Raw genomic sequence first — 17,806 nt, 5'->3', positions numbered from 1 at the left:
ATTCTTATCAGACATTATTTCATTTTACCGGGATTAAAGCGGACAATAAAAATCTTTTCTTTAATCCATTTTATGGTCAGCAGTTCCATTTCCGCAACATCAATATATTGTTTTACCATATCTGGAAGGGAATCCATAAAAGGTTTCAACTGATAAAAGTCACTTGCGGAAAGCAGCAAAACTGCATTCTTAAATTTCTTATTATTGAGATATTGGTAGACCGGGTACTTTTCTGCATCGGGGTGTTCTTTCTTGAACAGCTCTGCCGCAATCTGCGGAGTCGCCAGAACCTGCATCAGATCACCGTGACGCGCCCCGGAACCGAGCGAGTACATGCAGTTTCCATCCTTATCAAGCTTTTTAAGGTAGTAAACTACGTCCGGAAAGGTTTTGATAAAAAACGGACGGTGAAGAACCAGAGTATCGCTATCGGAAAACTCCGCTATTTTATCGGTAACCGCCTGCGCCAGAATAGGCATGGGCCGATTTTCAGTTAAAGATGCATAAGACGGCAGTGCCTTGTAATAAAAAGGCATGACCACCGTGATTGCCAGTGATCCGACCACAATATGCAAAGCCGGTCGCTGGGCTTGCTTAATGCTCACAATGAGCATCACCAGAAAGAAACCGCCCAGAGCGACAAAGAACGGGAGCATCAAATCCATATATGGGCCCACAGGCACCCGATCCGCAAGGTTCACCGAAACACTCATGGATTTGAATGAACGGTAGCCAAGCATGGCAGCCATGGACAAAATCCAGACAAAACCCATCTCAAAAAGAGTGCGGTAGATTTTATCCCGCTTGGCATTAACCAGCCAGTCACAAACCAGAATGGACAGCAGCGGCAGTATCGGCAGCATGTAGCGGTTGGACTTGAGCTTGAAAAGCAGGGTAAAAATTATCAGGTAGACCAGAAAAACGCAGGCCATGAAGACATATTTTTCATTAAACTTCTCCCTGATACTGCGCCAGATTCCGTAAACGGTCCCAAACACATACCCGCCCCACGGAAAGAATATTACGGTCAAGGTATCGAAGTAAGGATCAAGATGACTTAGTTTATCCGTAACCTTGGAACTTGTGGAAGCCGTATTGTGGAAAAACTGCCCAAGCAGCCCCTGACTGTAATCGAACCCGGAACTAAGCCATGCCCCATAAAGCCAGAGGAAAAACGGAGCACACCCGACAACAAACCAGAGCAGCAGAATATTACGGTCAGCCCATTTGGCAGCGACAAGCCCCTTGAGATTCATGGCGGACACGAAAGATGCAGGTTCGCCGGACTCATTCTTTTTATTCACATTATGACGAATCCCCACTGCAAGAGCATATCCGGCCATCGGCAGAAAAGCGAAAGGACCTTTAGCAAGCACGCCCAAAGCGGTCAGTACTGCACCGCCAACGGCAACCTTGATACTTTTGTCTCCAAGGTAACGTTGTAAATAAAAGTACGTGGCCCAAGTAACGCAGCAGGCGAAAACCACATCGACCTTCATCATCACGGCCATGAATTTGAAAAGTAGGGAGCTTTGCAGGATCATCCCGGCAAGCAGCCCTGTGGCCGGACCGAAAAGCTTGCGTCCGGTTAAAGCTGTTCCCAAGACCATAAGAACGGAACAAATCACCGTGGGCAGACGGAAGAAGGTCAGAGCATTCCCACTGAAACCGTCAAGTGAAGCCAGCCACGCAAAAGGATACATAACCCAGTAGGCCAAGGGCGGTTTCTCCATCCGCGGCAAGCCGTCGAACATGGGAGCCAAAAGGTTGCCGCTGTGGATCATTTCATACACAGCACGGGCATATTTAGGTTCATCAATATCGTAGAAATAATTCAGCCATGTTCCATAAAAGGAAACCACAGCAGAAAAAAGAAGCAGCATGCCAAGCAGCAACGCCCAGTTTTTCCTGCAAAATCCATTAAGACCTGACTCAGTATTATCCATTTGCTGATCCCGATTCCAATCTATATTTTCAAAAAAAAGTTCATATTCACTACGTGGGCTACCTGTACCAGAGTTCTCCCTCCAAGTCGAAACATGCAGGGCTGGATTAAATGGCCGTGATAGGTTACTTATTAAGCCATATCTTACTTATATTTACCAAGAGGCTGAGATGCGTTTTCCAATTTCCGTAAAACTTCTTTTTTTAGTTTTTCTTATTTTTCTGCTGCCCGCGGCAGCGGTAGCCTCCTCCACGCACATATCCATAGGAGATTTCCTTACTCCTTCAGGACAACCATCGCCGGAATTCAAAGCCATCATCAAGCAACGGTTAACTGCTGCCGGCTTAAGTTGTGCAAACTGCACATCAGAGCCCCCCGAATCGCGATATACACTCTCCGGACTCATGGTCAAAGATGACAAAGGCACATCTTATTCCGCCTTGCTTACCGATAACTTTCACCTTGAACCGGAAGTATTCATTAAAGGAAAACAGATCGGCGGAAGCAGTTCGGAGCCTGCAGCCAACAAACTGGCTGATTCGACAGTACAGTTAATATCAAACCAATCTGTTGCCTCAATCGAAGTCAGTGGAGATTCACGACTTACTCCCAACGCAGTGATGGCTTTAGCCCAGATCCTACCCGGAGAGGATGCTACACCGCAAAAAATTATCGCCGCCCGGATCATCCTTGAGAACTGCGGCTTATTTGAAAAAGTCCGCATCTACCTGACTCCCGGACCGGACGGGCGCAAGGTAAAGATTTCTGTTCAGGAAAGGGATTCCATCATTCCTGCAAACATGCCCGGTCCCGGTAAATCTATACTGGACAATATCCTCGGCCCCGCCGACTTAAACCTTCCAGAATTTCCGGTCATTTCAAAGGACAAGTTTCCCGCACTATGCAACGCAACCTGCGGTGGATATCTGGCTTACCGTGCTGAAAATGTCCTGACTCGATTACGCCACAGCGAATATAGATTCAATATGGACGATGTTGAGGAATTGGTGGCTGTGGCCTCAGCAATCAGAAACAACATATCTACATATGATGCTTCATGCGTTGATATGTGTATCATCCTGATGAAACTCTGCTCCATGCTGGATTTACACACAATCCGCACTATCTCCGAAAATCTGCAGCAAAGTGTTGATCAGGACGATAACGGACCGCACTCATTGGAAAAAAATCTGGAGCGCATAGAATTTCTGACTCAGGCATATGAAACAACTCAGGAAGCCCAACTTATACTTTCTTCCCGCATTTTCCATGACCGCATTCACTCCCCGGTTGTCCCGTGGATTTTATATTCACTCGGTGAACAGGCCCTGAAAGCAGAAGACATTACCCGCGCAGCTCCCCTGCTGAGCGGTGCCATTGCAATTTCATCACTCCCTGTTGCCCCTGAAATGCTGCTGACAACAGCCAAAGCGCAATACAGCAATCTTGACATTGAAGCTGGAGGAGCAGCAGCCACACAACTCAAACCTCTGCTGGCCAACCCGGACCTCAACGATGAGCTACGCCGTCAGATAAGCATCCTGCCCCAAAGGGCAAATCTTTGTGAAACAGCTCTCTCCATAAACGATCAGGACAATTTCGACCTGCAATTGGAAAAAGGGAATGCGCTCATCCTGCTGGACAGACCAGACCTTGCTGAACCGCTCTTCCACAGGCTTAACGGTATTAACCCTGATGATGCCCGACCTTTTACCGGGCTTGCCCGTCTTGCCTTCCAGCGGACAGACAACCTGCTCTCTGTCAGACCGTACCTTGAACGTGCAGAACAGATGAAAAACAAAGACCGTTATTATTATGAACTTGCTCTGGCCTACAAGATGAAACGCATAACAGCAGAAGCCCTGCCGACCATCCGGATTGACGGGCGCAATTCTGAAGAAGCCTCAGCCACAAGATTCATTTTGCCAAAAACACTCGAGTATGCTGCCGGATATGAACAATTCAACATGCCACAGGCAAAACTGATCAAGGCTGGAGTCAACGTGCTTGGAGAATGGCTGGCTTACCCCGCCATGAGCGATGCGGAAGCCTTTGAAAATATGTTTATGCAGACCATGCAGCTTAACGATGAGATGGAGGGACAGCCCGAAATCCTTGCAGCAAGTCTTTACTTCTCTAGAGATGCAACCAATAGAGCTGAAGCCAGAGAACTCATTTCCCGTCCCATGTCCGTCAAATCAGGATTGAAACCGAGATTTTTGCAACTTAATCTGTTAATCCGGGAAATGACACTCGCCCCCTCTGAATCTCTTTCCAAAGCTCTCGAACAAGCTGCAAGATCCAGCTTTTCCGACACCCCAAGCAGAGAAGAAGGTGTGGCTTTGAAAGCGGACGCCCTTGCTATCGTCGGCTTGTATACCAATTCTACGTCTACTATGAAGCGGGCAGCATCCCTGTATACACTTGCCGTTGATTTGAATGAAGGAGATCAAGGAAGGCTGCTCAATAATCTGGCACGAATAAATCTGGCCTTGGGCCTGCGCGAAGAAGCAGATGATCTTTATGACGAAGCTTTAGACAACAGCCCTGAAGTAGATAAAATTGTCGAGTTGGGGAAAATAATAACTTCGATGGCCGGGAAAGAAAGAGAATTTGCGCTGCAAGAATTTGCCACTGCTAAAATTCCATCACGTCTTAAGGATGCCGCCCGTAAATTAAACGGCACCTCAAACAGCACAACCGGACCGGAAGAAACTTCTTCCGTGGGAATGGAAGGAATTTATCTTAACGAAAAGAGGGATATTACCACCGGATATGACAACTATTCCGGTTTATCCATAAATTTCAGGTATAACAGCAATGCATGGCTATTGCCGACATTGCATCCATAACTACAATTCAGTATTAATCAACCGACTCAATCGTAAGATCCAGCTCTTCAGCCATAAGGCGTAAGGGCTCAACACCGCCGGTAATACGCATGATTTCCACAAGGGTTTCAGCGCCCAGCTTAGCTTTCCTATCATCAGGATCAACTTCGCGAGCCAGAGTTCTAGGGGTCTTCCCCAGCCTTTCAGCCAGTTGCTCCAAAGGCACCGGACCATTCATAACCAAATCTTGAATTGCTTTTTCAACTTTTTCCGACATTATTTTCTGCCTTATTATCAGTTAGCCAACCTTTAAAAGCTCTCATAAACTAAAACTCAACTACGTTCAACTTGGCATCACGCATGTCATATATGCCGTATTGATTCGCCCCATCATATGCCCATTCTGCTGACAAAAAGCAATTGTAACTGTATTGTAACAATCATATTCGACCAACAGAACCAAAGGCTTAGCACCTTTCCCCAATATTCCAACAAGATATATAAGCAATGCACTTTTGTAACAAAACTTGACCTAACCATGTTATCATGCTTGTTACTCCCCTGTGACAATCAGCGAAGTTACATTTCTGTTTTTGGATAATCCTCAGGGAGAAATATTTTGCCTAAGACATCATTACATATGAAGATTCTGCTTTGGGGCTGGGCAGTGCTGCTATGCGCCCTGTTGCTGACCTTCTGGTTCTATTATGGAACGGTGTCAGAAGAACTCACAGCTTCCAGCAGACAGAACACCTCCAGACTCCTGAATTATGTCCGCTGGAAAATCAGTCACAGCCCTGTCAGCCCCGGCACTCCCGCATTCCAGAATGAAATAACCGAACTTGGCTCCCAACTCGACGTCCGCATTACATATATAAAGAAAGGCAAGGTCCTTGCCGACTCCGGTGTTGAAGCAAGCAGGCTTCCTGAACTGGACGACCATTCCAACCGCCCTGAAGTTATCGCCGCGGAAACCAGTGGAACCGGAAAAAACATACGCTACAGCAAAACACTGCAAACGCGCATGCTCTACGTTGCCAAATTAATAGGCGACAACGGTGAATTTATCAGACTGGCACTGCCCTACTCCATAATCGGAGAACGGCTGGACCGGGTTATGATCCACTTTTCAATACTCCTTGCCATGCTGGCTGTCGGCTCCGCAATCCTGCTAATATTTATCGGCAAACGCACCACATCGGCGGTAAAGGAAGTCTCCGCAACGGCACAGGCCATCGGTGAAGGTGACTACAGCAAACGCATCAGAATAATCCCCGGCGGAGAATATCAGTTGATGGCAGCATCCATCAACACCATGGCCAAGAAAATTCAAGGGCACATCCGCATCATTGAGGATCAGCGCAACCAGCTTGATGCCATGTTCGAAAACATGACTGAAGGCATCATGGTCCTCGACCCTCAAGGTAAAATTGAATCAGTCAACAAGTCTATGACTGAGCTTGTCCCTGACACACAGGAATTTGTGGGCAGGGTCCCTCTTGAAGTGCTGACCCGCCATGAAATTCAGGATGCAGTGGATAAAATCCTCAAGCATGGCAGCGAAAACAATTCCGACTCCCTGATTGTTGATCTTGCGGACGGCAGATCCATGAATGTAACCATTTGTTCCTATGAAGATTACAAAAACCGCCGCAAACTGATTCTTGTCTTCCATGACATCAGCGAGATGAGGCGAATGGAAAAAATCCTCCGCGATTTTGTTTCCAATGCCTCACACCAATTGCGCACCCCGCTTACCAGCATCAAGGGATATTCCGAAACCCTGATCGACAACCCGCCGCAGGATCAGAAAATTCTGACCAGCTTCCTTGGAACCATCCTCGATAACGCCAACCATATGTCCAAGGTCATTACCAGCATGTTCGCCCTGACCCGCAGCGAATATTCCGGCAAAAAACTGCGCACCAAACCTACCAATCTGCAAAAATGTATTGCGTTGAGCATGGCCAACCTGCAATCTCTGGCGGAAAATAAAAATATCCGTCTCAGCAAAAACGAAATACCGCAAATCAAAATCACCGGGACAAGCGAAGGGTTGGTTCAGATTTTCGACAACCTTATCGAAAACGCCATCAAATATGCCCCTGAAAACACCAATGTTAAAGTTCGGGCTGAAGCAAACCACGAGTTTGCAATAATCAGGGTTGTTGATGAAGGTCCGGGAATTGCGCCCGCTGACAAGGAACGTATTTTCGAAAGATTTTTCAAATTGGATGAAAACGCTGTGGGACACGGCAGTTCCGGATTGGGACTGGCATTGTGCCGCAGTCTTGCACGTAACTTCAACGGCGACATCTGGGTGGAAAGCCCGGTTGACGCAGCAACAGGTACCGGGTCTTCATTCTGTGTGAAACTCCCGGTAGCAGCTGAACAAGCTTCTGAGTCAACGAAGGACTCACAACAAGGGGATTATCTCTAATGGATATTTACGATCTGTTTTTTTACATGTCCCTGTTTGCAGGGTTCATGATGGCCTTTAACCTAGGCGCCAACGACGTAGCCAACTCCATGGCTTCAGCTGTTGGTGCAAAAGCCATCACTATCCGGCAGGCAGTACTGATCGCAGGGACCCTTAACTTTGCGGGAGCGGTTTTCCTCGGCTCCCATGTGACCGCAACGGTCAGTAAAGGGATCATTAACCCGGCGGCAATAGCCGATCCGAAAATCATAATGATCGGTATGTTTTCGGCTCTGCTCGCAGCAGGACTCTGGGTACTCATATCAACATTCACGGCCTTGCCGGTATCCTCAACACACTCAATTGTTGGTGCTATCCTCGGTTTCGGTCTTGTTGCCGGCGGTCCTGATGTGGTTAACTGGCTGAAAATGGTCGGAATTGTAATGTCTTGGATCATTTCGCCATTCTTTGCCGCAACCATAGCCTTCGCCATTTTCACACATATCAGGAAGACAATTCTCTTCAAGAAGGACTTCATCCATCAGGCAAAAAAATGGGCTCCTATCTGGATGGGCTTGACAGTTCTGCTGATTTCCCTTTCATTCCTATATAAGACCCCCATGGGTAAAAACCTGAAGCTTCCGTTTATGGGATCACTTGCTATTGGCTTCGGTATTGCAGCCTTGGTCTGGTTTGCCGGAAGACTGGCTATCAATAAACTGGTCGGCGACCCTGAAGACGGTGCTGAAGCTGTAGAAGCAACATTTCGTAAGCTGCAGGTGGGAACATCCTGTTACGTTGCCCTTTCTCAGGGTGCAAACGATGTTGCCAACGCCATCGGACCGGTAGCAGCAATTTACCTTATATCAAAGGAACATGTGCTGACTGCTAAAGCCGATGTCCCCATGAGCCTGCTGGTTATGGGCGGACTGGGTATCGCCATCGGTATCTCCCTCATGGGTCACAAAGTTATGGGGACTGTGGGTGAAAAAATCACAGTGTTGACCAATACCCGCGGATTCGCTGTTGACTTCGGTGCAGCTTCAACCGTACTGACAGCATCCAACCTCGGGTTGCCGGTATCATCCACCCACGCAGCAGTTGGTGCAGTTGTCGGTGTAGGTCTCGCAAGGGGATTCTCAGCCGTAAACTTTAAAATACTCGGAAGGATCGTGCTCTATTGGGTGCTCACCGTACCCATTGCCGCGATCACAAGTATAACAATTTTCAGCCTGCTTAAATGGGCTTTCATTTAGATAACACAAGGAGAACATTATGCACTTTCGTCTTCCTTTCTTAGGCCTTATCGTTAACAAGAACCCCATGGACGGGCTGGTAAAGCACTACAATAAAATTGCTGAGTGCATTCACATTATCAACGATTCCGTTGAATGCTATGTTGCCGGAAACGACACCTGCCGCGAATTCAGCGAACTGATCGAACAGATCGATACTGTTGAAGGTCAGGCAGATAAAATCAAACGCTCCATCCGCAACCATCTGCCTCACTCCATGTTCATGTCTGTGGATAAAGTCCTGTTCTTCAACTATACCCGCAGTCAGGACAACATTCTGGACAACGCTCAGGAAGCACTGCACTGGCTGGCTATGCGCAAAGTATCAATCCCCTCTGATTACCAGAAAGACCTGATCCTGCTGCTCTCCGAGGTCAACGACACTACAACCAGCCTGGGCCCCGCCCTGAAAGCTACCATCGCCCTCAATGACGGAAAGTCTATTGACCGCGAAGGTACCAAGAACAAGTTCCGCAAAGTCCGCAAGCACTACGCCCGCTCAATGGAAATGCGCAAGGAACTGACCAAAAAAATCTATAATTCTGATATGGATTTTAAAGACATCTATCAGCTCACACATTTCGTAGATTGCCTTAACGAAATGGCGCATCAGGCTGAAACCTGCGCAGACATGCTGCGGGCTATGATTGCCAGATAAGAATCAATTTTAATAGATAAATGGACAAAGCCCCTCTTGCGAACCATGTTTGCATGAGGGGCTTTGCTGTTAGGTCTGAAATAGGATTGAAGAGGTAAATTAACCCAACTCAACGCGCTTGATCTTACCGCTGGAAGTCTTAGGCAGCTCATCCCTGAATTCAATAGAACGCACGATGACGATGGGTCCAAGCTCACGGCGGACCTGCTCTTTCAACTCACGGTGCAGGTCATCGGACTCCACAAAACCGTGGTTCAGGGTCACATAAGCCTTGGCAACCTGCCCCTTAATCTTATCCACAACACCAACCACAGCAGCTTCCGCAACCTGCGGATGCTTGGTCAGCGCACATTCCACCTCAGCGGTTCCAATGCGGTGGCCGGAAATATTAAGCACGTCATCGGCACGACCCTGAATCCAGAAGTAGCCGTCTTCATCCTTGCGGGCAACGTCTCCGGCATAGAACATACCCGGAAGCCGCTTCCAATAATGAGCCATGACCTCTTCACGATCACCGATTACATCGCTGAACATGGCCGGCCAAGGCTTCTTGATTACCAGCAAACCGCCCTTGCCGGCGGGTACGGAATTACCTTCAGCATCCACAACATCAGCGTCAATCCCGGGCAGAGGTCTGGTTACAGAACCGGGTTTCAGCACAGACACAGGTAACGGACTGATCATAATCATTCCGGTCTCGGTCTGCCACCATGTATCCAGTACCGGGCACTGGCCCTTACCGATATTCTCGTACATCCAGAGCCATGCTTCAGTATTGAACGGCTCACCAACTGCACCGAGAATGCGCAGGGAAGAAAGGTCGTGCTGCTCGGGATAGCGGTGCCCGAAACGCATGAGGGTCCTGATCTGAGTAGGAGAAGTATAAAAAATTGTGACCCCGTACTTGGAAACAATATTCCAGAGTCGGTCTGCCTGCGGATAAAGGGAGTGCCCCTCATACATAACGGTGGTAGTCCCGGCCAGCAGGGGGCCGTAGACAAGGTAGCTGTGTCCGGTGATCCAACCCGGATCAGCAGAACACCAGAAGATATCTGTAGGCTTAAGATCGAATACCCATTTAAAGGTGCGGTGTACACCGACCATATATCCGCCGTGAGAATGGATTAAACCTTTGGGTTTCCCTGTGGTTCCGGAAGTATGCATGATAAACAGGGGATCATCAGCTGCCATAATCTCGGCAGGAGCGTGCGGACGTTCATGGCGGACAAGATCTTCGTACCAGCAGTCACGTGCGGAATCCATGTTCACGTCCACGTTGGCCCGATGGACCACAACCACAGATTCCAGATTCTGTGCAGGATCGTCCAGCAGTGCACGGTCAACTTCTTCCTTAAGACGGATGACCTGACCGTTACGGTAAAAACCGTCCACAGTAACAACCACACGGGGATCAACTTCACGGACACGCTCACGCAGCAGTCGTGCTGAGAATCCGGAAAAGACCATGGAATGCACGGCCCCGATACGGGCACAGGCCAGCATGGCAATCACTGTTTCTGGAAGTTGAGGCATGTAAAGAACCACACGGTCCCCTTTACCAACACCAAGTGCCTTCAGGCCGTTGGCAAAACGGTTCACGGCCCGATAAAGTTCATAATATGTGTATTGGCGGGAATCTCCGGGTTCACCTTCCCAGATCAAGGCCAGACGATTCTTGTTCACAGTCTCGATATGACGATCAAGGGCGTTGTAGACAATGTTGCAACGCGCTCCACTGAACCAACGGTAATTGGGAGCATCGGAAATATCACAAACCTGTTCCCATTTTTTAAACCAGTCCAGTTCTTCGGCTGCTTCTTCCCAATAGGAACAGAGATCCACCTCTGCAAGTTCCCGCGCCGCGCGCAGATCCTGCGGATTGACCCCGGCCTCAATAAGCATCTGGGGCAGGGGACGGAAGACTCTCTCTTCGTGCAACAGGCTGTCCAGTGTTTCTTTATGATCCACTACGCCCTCCATTCGTTAATCCAGCCAAAGACACCTCAAAATTTAAAACTTGCTTTACCCCAAGAACGGTTTGTCCAATTGTATTTGTACATACCCGGTGAGGACAATGCAGTCCATATTCGGCAAACGGCATAAGTGTATCGGTAAGCGGCATGATCACATCCCCAGAATCTGCTTGAGTTTGCTGATCCGCCTGCGACTGATAGGCAGCTCGATCCTTGTACGACCGGCTGTGCGGAGCATAAAGTTACTACCCGGCAGAGAGGCTATTTCTGTAACCATTTCCAAATTTACCAGATACTTGCGATGCACCCTGAAAAAACGGTGCGGGCCGAGACGCTCCTCAAGATTCTTCAATCTGTGAGAGGTGAGAAATTTCTGATTGGCGGTGTGCACGTAGGAGTAATCTTCGTAAGCTTCCACAAAGATTATCTGGGTATAAGGGATGAGCATCATGCGCCCGTCCTGGTTTACCGGAAGTTTTTCTATCTCCGGCTGACGGGTCTGGGAAAAGTCCCAGGCATTTTTGAGTGCGGAAAGAAATTTGTCCTGCTCATCCTCGCCAAGTGAAAGCTGCAAAGTCTCTTCCCCGGTCTCTACGCCGGTACCGGATTCTTTCCAGTCCGAAGGCTCAGGGATTTCCCGGAAATGACTCTTGAAACGGGCAATACGCTCCAATGTCTTCTGCATACGCTCTTCGTCAGGAGGCCAGATGAGATAATCTACAGCTCCAAGCTCAAAAGCCTCATAAGCCTTGGTCTCGTCACCGGCAATGAAGATCAGTCCGGGTTTATGTTTACTGGCCCCTAACGCCTGTGCCAATTCAGCACCGCTTATGCCCTCTTCATAATCAAACCCAAGAAATATTATCCCATACCCCACTGCCTTATGAAGCTCCAAGGCCTCATCTGCGCTGACAGTTTCCCCCAGTACACGCACCAACTTAACCCCGCGAAGGGCTTCGCGAATTGCAGTGCGGACCTCTGCGTCCGGGTGGAGAATGAGGGCTTTGAGGCTGGGCAAGAAATCTCCCGTGATTACAATTAATCCAATTATTCAAGGGATAGCTTGAATTCAGATAGACTGCAAGTATCTATTCTTTTCAAGAAAAGCCAACTTTATCATACTATACAAGTGTGATATCTAATTAATTAGCTAACTAAAAAGGGTTGACACAAACGAGAACTATTACTACTTTGTGTGCGAGAGGTGCACATGAAAATAGGACAAAGACGATCAAAACAGCGAGAACTCATACTTGAGGAGCTCAAAGGGCTTACCTGTCATCCTACTGCGGATGAACTGTATGAACGAGTACGTAAAAGACTCCCCAACATCAGCTTAGGAACCGTATATCGCAACTTAGAACTTATGGCGGACAACGGTGTCATCCTCAAGATTGAGACAAGTGGAAAAAATAGGTTTGATGGAAATGCTGAGCCGCATCCGCATATCAGATGTCTTCAGTGCGGTAAGGTAGATGATGTCATGAACGAAGTCATTGCCCCTGAAATCAATGAAGTTGAGGCCAGAGGGTATGAAGTAAAGGGATGCTCAATCGAGTATTTCGGCTTTTGTCCGGAATGCCAGCCCAAAATACAATAATCTTTTTTAAATAACATCTTCATTTATTCCCCATGCTTATGAATGGAGATGTTATTTTTTTGTCTAAAAACCTGACAGCGGCGCTATTAACTGTTAAATATTGCACTAGCTATTTCGACGATAAAATCTGCTGCACAAGGCAGCGTGATAAGGAGAAGCTCATGTCCCAATTAAAAGGTTCGAAAACAGAAAAGAATATCCTGACCGCATTTGCAGGAGAATCTCAGGCCCGTAACCGTTACACCTACTTTGCCTCAAAGGCTAAAAAAGAAGGTTATGTGCAGATTTCCAAAGTCTTCGAAGAGACTGCCAATCAGGAAAAAGAACACGCAAAACGACTGTTCAAACTTCTTGAAGGCGGCGAAGTGGAAGTGACTGCAGCCTTCCCTGCAGGAGTAATCGGTTCCACCATTGAAAACCTCAAAGAAGCAGCCGGTGGCGAAAGACATGAATGGGAAGAAATGTATCCCGAATTCGCCAAGATTGCAGAAGAAGAAGGCTTCAACTCAATTGCCGCAATTTTCCGTGCGATCGCAGTAGCTGAAGAATTTCACGAGAAAAGATATCTTGCTCTGGCCAAGAACATTGAAGACGACAAGGTTTTCAAAAAAGACAGCGCAATTATCTGGCAGTGTCAGAACTGTGGATACACCCACGAAGGTGACTGCGCACCACACAAATGTCCTGCATGTGACCATCCTCAGGCACATTTCCAAGTAGTCTGTGAGAACTGGTAGTCGATAACCCTAACCCTGTGGAGTATTAAAAATGGCTGAATTGTACGAAGTTTATAAATGCGAAGCTTGTGGTAACATCACTATGGTTCTTCATGCCGGCCCCGGTAACCTTGCCTGCTGTGGATCAGATATGATTCTTATGACTGAAAACACCGTTGATGCTGCTAAAGAAAAGCACGTTCCGGTTATTGAAAAGATCGAAGGCGGCTACAAAGTTAAAGTCGGCGAAGTTGCCCATCCTATGGAAGAAAAGCACTGGATCGAATGGATCGAGCTGGTTTCCGGCAACAACCGCTATTTCAAGCAGCTTAAGCCCGGTGAAGCTCCTGAAGCTGATTTCTGCGGCTGCAAGTTCGGCGACGAGCCTGTTGTTGCCCGTGCATACTGTAACCTGCACGGTCTTTGGAAGGCATAAGGCAGGAACAAAGTATGGCTGAGCCTAAAGATATGTATCAATGTCAGGTTAGCAATTGCGGCTGTATCTACAACCCTGACAAAGGCGATCGCAAAGGTAAAATTGCCAAAGGAACTGCCTTCGCAGATCTGCCTGAAGACTGGAAATGCCCAGTATGCGGCGCAAGTAAAAAAGCTTTCAAGCCCCTGGGCTAACTACAATTATTACGGAGGTTGCAAATGAAATACGTATGTACAATTTGTGGATGGGTTTACGATCCTGCAGAAGGTGATCCGGATGGCGGCATCGCTCCCGGCACCAAATTCGAAGATATCCCTGATGATTGGGAATGCCCCGTATGCGGCGCAGGCAAAGATGATTTCGAGCCTGAAGATTAAGACACTGCATACAGCATCTAACTGAATGCGGATGCTTATATAAGAACGAACAGAAAGCCGGGATATTCCCGGCTTTCTGCGCATAAATAAAACCATAAAATTATAGTAGGAATATTCAAGTGAGACCTGTTGAAATCAAAGAAGGCGTACATTGGATTGGAGTTGTGGACTGGAATTGCCGCAACTTTCATGGATATGCCCGCTCTGCTAACGGAACCACCTACAACGCTTTCTACATTGAAGATGAAAAGAAAGTTCTGGTGGATACAGTTTCCAAAGGATCCGAGGGCGAGTTCCTCTGCTCCCTGTCACACCTGACCAAACCTGAAGAAATTGATTACATCGTGGTCAACCACCTTGAACCCGACCACGCAGGCTGCCTCGAAAAAATGATCGAGCTCTGCAAGCCTGAAAAAATCTTTGTTTCTGTCATGGGCGGCAAAAACATCGCTACTTTCTTTGACAGCAAAGACTGGCCCGTACATGTAGTAAAGCCCGGCGAAGAAGTTTCTATCGGTAAGCGCACTCTGCGTTTCTATGAAACCCGCATGCTGCACTGGCCTGACAACATGTTTACCTTTGTTCCCGAAGACAAGCTGCTTTTCACCAGTGACGCATTCGGTCAGAACATCGCCGCCAGCGAACGCTGGATAGATGAAATGAGCAAAGAAATGGTCATAGACCATATGCAACAGTACTACGCAAACATCATTACCCCGTACTCCTCCAAGGTTATCAAAACCCTCGAAACCTTCGCGGGCTTGAACCTTGATGTGGATATGATCTGCCCCGACCACGGACTCATGTTCCGTGGTGATGACTGCGCCTTAGCACTCGAAAAATACATGGAATTTGCTAAACAGGAACCCAAGCAGAAAGCAACCCTGTTCTACGACACCATGTGGAGCTCCACCGAGCGCATGATTAAGGCTGTTGCTTCCGGTCTCGCTTCCGAAGGCATTTCCGTTAAAGTTATGTCCGTTAAGGCCAATCACCACAGCGACATCATGAGCGAAGTTTTCGACTCTGCTGCCATTGTTCTCGGTTCTCCGACCCATAACAACGGCATCCTCCCCGGTATGGCTGACGCACTGACTTACGTAAAAGGCCTGCGTCCCCAAAACAAAATCGGTGCAGCTGTAGGCTCCTTCGGTTGGTCCGGTGAGTGCGTAAATATCCTCAACGAATGGCTTGAAAAAATGAGCTGCGACATCATCGAGCCTCAGATTAAAGCCAAAAACCGCCCTGACCACGACACTCTCAAAGAGTGCTTCCAGCTCGGCGTTACCATTGCAGCAGCAATTAAAGAAAAGACTGCTAAATAACGATAATATTCCCGGGCGGAGCCAGCTCCGCCCGGATTATGTTTTTTAAAAACTAATTCACAAAGCCTTAATTTTTATGTTATTCAAAAATTGAAAATGTAAAAATAGAAACTTGTTACACCTCTATCAATAATAGTTTTTTTTAGCGTCACTCTTTTAAGGAGGATCGCATATGGCTACCGGACGTAAGATAAAGACAGAAGTCATGGCCGCACTGGCTAACGAAAAATGGGAAAGCAATTTCGAAGAGTTAATGGAGAAATACTCCATGCAGAATCTTGTCTCCCCGCTTTTCGCTTCCCTGTGTGCGACCACGGTTATAGTCCGCTGGCATGGGATTACCTGCTTCGGCAAGGTTATATCCCGCATGGTGGAGGAGGACGCTCCAAAGGCACGCATTGTCATGCGCAGAATCATGTGGATGCTCAATGAAGAATCCGGAGGGTGTGCATGGGGAGTTCCTGAAGCCATGGGAGAAATAGCTGCCGTAAACGATCAGATGGCCGCTGAATACGGAAAAATCCTCTTGAGCTACAGCCACGAAGACGAAGAAGGCCCGGAGAACTACCTTGAATTTCCCACCCTGCTCCGCGGGGCGGTATGGGGAGTTGCCCGTATGGCACAGACTCGTCAAAAAATAGCGGTTCAAGCGACTGACGACCTTATCCGTTTTCTATCCTACCCCGACCCGGTTATTCAGGGGACTGCATGCTGGGCTCTGGGAGGTTTGAAATCAACGGAATCCGTTAAAAAGCTTGAAGCTTTGGTGGATAATGATACTGTTATAGATATTTATAAAGACTCTTCATTGCAGTCTGTAACAGTGGGAAGGCTGGCTCAGGAAGCTCTGGATAAAATTTCCGGAATTTAATTAACAACTTTGAACAAGGAGAGGGATGATGGATGTTCTGATGCTGTCAAGGCTTCAATTTGCCATGGCAACAATGTTCCACTTCATTTTCGTACCGCTCACACTGGGGCTTTCCATCATGGTTGCCATCATGGAAACCATGTACGTGCGCACTAAAAAAGATATTTACCTGCGCATGACCAAATTCTGGGGAAAGCTGTTCGTCATTAACTTTGTTCTCGGAATCGTAACCGGAATCACTCTTGAATTCCAGTTTGGTACCAACTGGTCCCGTTATTCCGAATACGTTGGTGACATCTTCGGCTCTCTGCTGGCTATTGAAGCCACAGTTGCCTTTTTCATGGAATCAACTTTTCTTGCCGCATGGATTTTCGGCTGGAAAAAACTTTCCCCCAAAATGCACGCAGCCTGTATCTGGATTGTAGCTATCGCATCCAATATTTCTGCAGTCTGGATCATCCTAGCTAACGGCTGGATGCAAAACCCGGTTGGCTACGTAATGCGCAACGGCCGTGCGGAACTGGAAAGCTTCAGTGAAGTAATCAGCAACCCCTTTGCATGGGGACAGTTCCTCCATAACGGTTTTGCGGCATTCATGGTTGCCAGCTTCTTCGTCATGGGTATCAGTGCTTATCACCTGCTTCGCAAGAATGAAGTTGAATTCTTCAGCAAGTCTTTCAAAATGGGCTTGATCGTTGCTTTCATCTTTTCCATTCTCGTTGCAGCGCAAGGACATCACCATGCCCAGACTGTTGCTAAAATGCAGCCTGAAAAACTGGCCGCAATGGAAGCTCTTTGGGATACCGCTGAAGACGGTGCTCCTATGTATCTGCTGGCAGTGCCCGACGAAAAGAATGAAAAGAACGCCATTGAATTTCTCGGTATTCCCGGCGCACTCAGTTTCCTTGCTTTCAACGATTTTGACGCTCCGGTCAAAGGTCTGAAGGAATGGCCGAAAGAAGACCGTCCTCCGGTGACAATCACATTCCTTGCATTCCGCATCATGGTCGGGCTGGGAACCCTCTTCCCGCTGCTGTGCATCTGGGGCTGGAAAAACAGAAAGACACTTATTGAAAACAAACTCTATCTGCGCATCATGCTTTTCGCTATCCCCCTGCCTTACATCGCCACATGGGCGGGCTGGGCTGTTGCAGAAGTAGGACGTCAGCCGTGGATCGTATACGGTATTATGAAAACCAGCGATGCGGTTTCACCTATTGCCACAAGTCAGGTTGCATTCTCATTTATCGCTCTGACCACTCTCTACACTCTGCTGGGAGCGTGTGAAATATACCTGCTGGCAAAATTCGCCCGCAAAGGCCCTGAACCTGAGAAGGCTTAAGAAAGCTGTAAAACAAGG

The 17,806-nt window shown here is 47.8% G+C and carries 16 protein-coding genes; 12 read left to right on the top strand and 4 right to left on the bottom strand.

Annotation, left to right across the window (positions count from 1 at the left end; all coding sequences use genetic code 11):
- Window positions 1-14: 14 nt before the first annotated feature.
- The gene (locus ACNI23_RS15880; RefSeq protein ID WP_420250153.1) at window positions 15-1,946 is read right to left on the bottom strand and encodes an ArnT family glycosyltransferase; all 1,932 of its coding nucleotides are present in this window, start codon (window positions 1,944-1,946) and stop codon (window positions 15-17) included.
- 169 nt (window positions 1,947-2,115) lie between these two features.
- On the opposite strand from ACNI23_RS15880, the gene ACNI23_RS15875 reads away from it, so the two are divergent.
- Window positions 2,116-4,797, top strand: coding sequence for a tetratricopeptide repeat protein (locus ACNI23_RS15875; RefSeq protein WP_420250151.1), 2,682 nt, complete (start codon window positions 2,116-2,118; stop codon window positions 4,795-4,797).
- Between the two features lie 13 nt (window positions 4,798-4,810).
- On the opposite strand, the gene ACNI23_RS15870 is transcribed toward ACNI23_RS15875, so the two are convergent.
- Complete coding sequence (locus tag ACNI23_RS15870) at window positions 4,811-5,053, bottom strand: phage regulatory CII family protein (RefSeq protein WP_420250150.1); 243 nt, start codon at window positions 5,051-5,053, stop codon at window positions 4,811-4,813.
- Window positions 5,054-5,395: 342 nt separating this feature from the next.
- On the opposite strand from ACNI23_RS15870, the gene ACNI23_RS15865 reads away from it, so the two are divergent.
- From ACNI23_RS15865 to ACNI23_RS15855, 3 genes are read left to right on the top strand one after another with little or no spacing between them, the layout of a single operon-like run.
- Window positions 5,396-7,216 carry a HAMP domain-containing sensor histidine kinase gene (locus ACNI23_RS15865; RefSeq protein WP_420250148.1) on the top strand — a complete coding sequence of 607 codons (1,821 nt, stop codon included), beginning with the start codon at window positions 5,396-5,398 and terminating at the stop codon, window positions 7,214-7,216.
- The gene (locus ACNI23_RS15860) at window positions 7,216-8,451 is read left to right on the top strand and encodes an inorganic phosphate transporter (RefSeq protein ID WP_420250147.1); all 1,236 of its coding nucleotides are present in this window, start codon (window positions 7,216-7,218) and stop codon (window positions 8,449-8,451) included. Before ACNI23_RS15865 ends, ACNI23_RS15860 begins: the two co-directional genes overlap by 1 nt.
- A 19-nt stretch (window positions 8,452-8,470) precedes the next feature.
- Window positions 8,471-9,148 carry a DUF47 domain-containing protein gene (locus tag ACNI23_RS15855; RefSeq protein ID WP_420250145.1) on the top strand — a complete coding sequence of 226 codons (678 nt, stop codon included), beginning with the start codon at window positions 8,471-8,473 and terminating at the stop codon, window positions 9,146-9,148.
- 99 nt (window positions 9,149-9,247) lie between these two features.
- On the opposite strand, the gene acs is transcribed toward ACNI23_RS15855, so the two are convergent.
- Window positions 9,248-11,116 (bottom strand): acetate--CoA ligase, encoded by a 1,869-nt coding sequence (gene acs / locus ACNI23_RS15850; RefSeq protein WP_420250143.1) that lies wholly within the window; start codon window positions 11,114-11,116, stop codon window positions 9,248-9,250.
- A 156-nt stretch (window positions 11,117-11,272) separates the two neighbouring features.
- On the bottom strand, window positions 11,273-12,139 hold the full coding sequence (locus ACNI23_RS15845; RefSeq protein WP_420250142.1) for a LytR/AlgR family response regulator transcription factor: 867 nt from the start codon (window positions 12,137-12,139) through the stop codon (window positions 11,273-11,275).
- A 192-nt stretch (window positions 12,140-12,331) separates the two neighbouring features.
- Here ACNI23_RS15845 and ACNI23_RS15840 point away from each other — a divergent pair, with 192 nt between their 5' ends.
- From ACNI23_RS15840 to ACNI23_RS15805, 8 genes are all read left to right on the top strand, one after another.
- On the top strand, window positions 12,332-12,721 hold the full coding sequence (locus ACNI23_RS15840) for a Fur family transcriptional regulator (RefSeq protein WP_420250140.1): 390 nt from the start codon (window positions 12,332-12,334) through the stop codon (window positions 12,719-12,721).
- A gap of 161 nt (window positions 12,722-12,882) precedes the next feature.
- Window positions 12,883-13,458 (top strand): rubrerythrin, encoded by a 576-nt coding sequence (gene rbr / locus ACNI23_RS15835; RefSeq protein WP_420250137.1) that lies wholly within the window; start codon window positions 12,883-12,885, stop codon window positions 13,456-13,458.
- 31 nt (window positions 13,459-13,489) lie between these two features.
- Window positions 13,490-13,873 carry a desulfoferrodoxin gene (locus tag ACNI23_RS15830; protein ID WP_420250134.1) on the top strand — a complete coding sequence of 128 codons (384 nt, stop codon included), beginning with the start codon at window positions 13,490-13,492 and terminating at the stop codon, window positions 13,871-13,873.
- Window positions 13,874-13,887: 14 nt separating this feature from the next.
- Complete coding sequence (locus tag ACNI23_RS15825) at window positions 13,888-14,067, top strand: rubredoxin (RefSeq protein WP_420250132.1); 180 nt, start codon at window positions 13,888-13,890, stop codon at window positions 14,065-14,067.
- 24 nt (window positions 14,068-14,091) lie between these two features.
- Window positions 14,092-14,250, top strand: coding sequence for a rubredoxin (gene rd, locus ACNI23_RS15820; protein ID WP_319777514.1), 159 nt, complete (start codon window positions 14,092-14,094; stop codon window positions 14,248-14,250).
- 119 nt (window positions 14,251-14,369) lie between these two features.
- Window positions 14,370-15,575 carry an FprA family A-type flavoprotein gene (locus ACNI23_RS15815; protein WP_420250131.1) on the top strand — a complete coding sequence of 402 codons (1,206 nt, stop codon included), beginning with the start codon at window positions 14,370-14,372 and terminating at the stop codon, window positions 15,573-15,575.
- Between the two features lie 172 nt (window positions 15,576-15,747).
- Window positions 15,748-16,446 (top strand): DVU0298 family protein, encoded by a 699-nt coding sequence (locus ACNI23_RS15810; protein WP_420250129.1) that lies wholly within the window; start codon window positions 15,748-15,750, stop codon window positions 16,444-16,446.
- Between the two features lie 28 nt (window positions 16,447-16,474).
- Window positions 16,475-17,788 (top strand): cytochrome ubiquinol oxidase subunit I, encoded by a 1,314-nt coding sequence (locus ACNI23_RS15805; RefSeq protein ID WP_420250127.1) that lies wholly within the window; start codon window positions 16,475-16,477, stop codon window positions 17,786-17,788.
- The last annotated feature ends 18 nt before the right edge of the window (window positions 17,789-17,806 follow it).

The organism is Maridesulfovibrio pacificus (SeqCode) (assembly GCF_048612815.1).
Lineage (GTDB): Bacteria > Desulfobacterota > Desulfovibrionia > Desulfovibrionales > Desulfovibrionaceae > Maridesulfovibrio > Maridesulfovibrio pacificus.
The sequence above is the reverse complement of the archived record's forward strand: the minus strand, read 5'-3'. Positions and strand labels throughout refer to the sequence as shown.

Coding starts and splice junctions, on each gene's coding strand:
- ACNI23_RS15840 (WP_420250140.1), top strand. CDS start 12,332: ATGAAAATAGGACAAAGACGATCAAAACAGCGAGAACTCATACTTGAG.
- rd (WP_319777514.1), top strand. CDS start 14,092: ATGAAATACGTATGTACAATTTGTGGATGGGTTTACGATCCTGCAGAA.
- ACNI23_RS15830 (WP_420250134.1), top strand. CDS start 13,490: ATGGCTGAATTGTACGAAGTTTATAAATGCGAAGCTTGTGGTAACATC.
- ACNI23_RS15825 (WP_420250132.1), top strand. CDS start 13,888: ATGGCTGAGCCTAAAGATATGTATCAATGTCAGGTTAGCAATTGCGGC.
- ACNI23_RS15880 (WP_420250153.1), bottom strand. CDS start 1,946: ATGGATAATACTGAGTCAGGTCTTAATGGATTTTGCAGGAAAAACTGG.
- ACNI23_RS15870 (WP_420250150.1), bottom strand. CDS start 5,053: ATGTCGGAAAAAGTTGAAAAAGCAATTCAAGATTTGGTTATGAATGGT.
- ACNI23_RS15875 (WP_420250151.1), top strand. CDS start 2,116: ATGCGTTTTCCAATTTCCGTAAAACTTCTTTTTTTAGTTTTTCTTATT.
- ACNI23_RS15855 (WP_420250145.1), top strand. CDS start 8,471: ATGCACTTTCGTCTTCCTTTCTTAGGCCTTATCGTTAACAAGAACCCC.
- ACNI23_RS15810 (WP_420250129.1), top strand. CDS start 15,748: ATGGCTACCGGACGTAAGATAAAGACAGAAGTCATGGCCGCACTGGCT.
- ACNI23_RS15805 (WP_420250127.1), top strand. CDS start 16,475: ATGGATGTTCTGATGCTGTCAAGGCTTCAATTTGCCATGGCAACAATG.
- ACNI23_RS15860 (WP_420250147.1), top strand. CDS start 7,216: ATGGATATTTACGATCTGTTTTTTTACATGTCCCTGTTTGCAGGGTTC.
- rbr (WP_420250137.1), top strand. CDS start 12,883: ATGTCCCAATTAAAAGGTTCGAAAACAGAAAAGAATATCCTGACCGCA.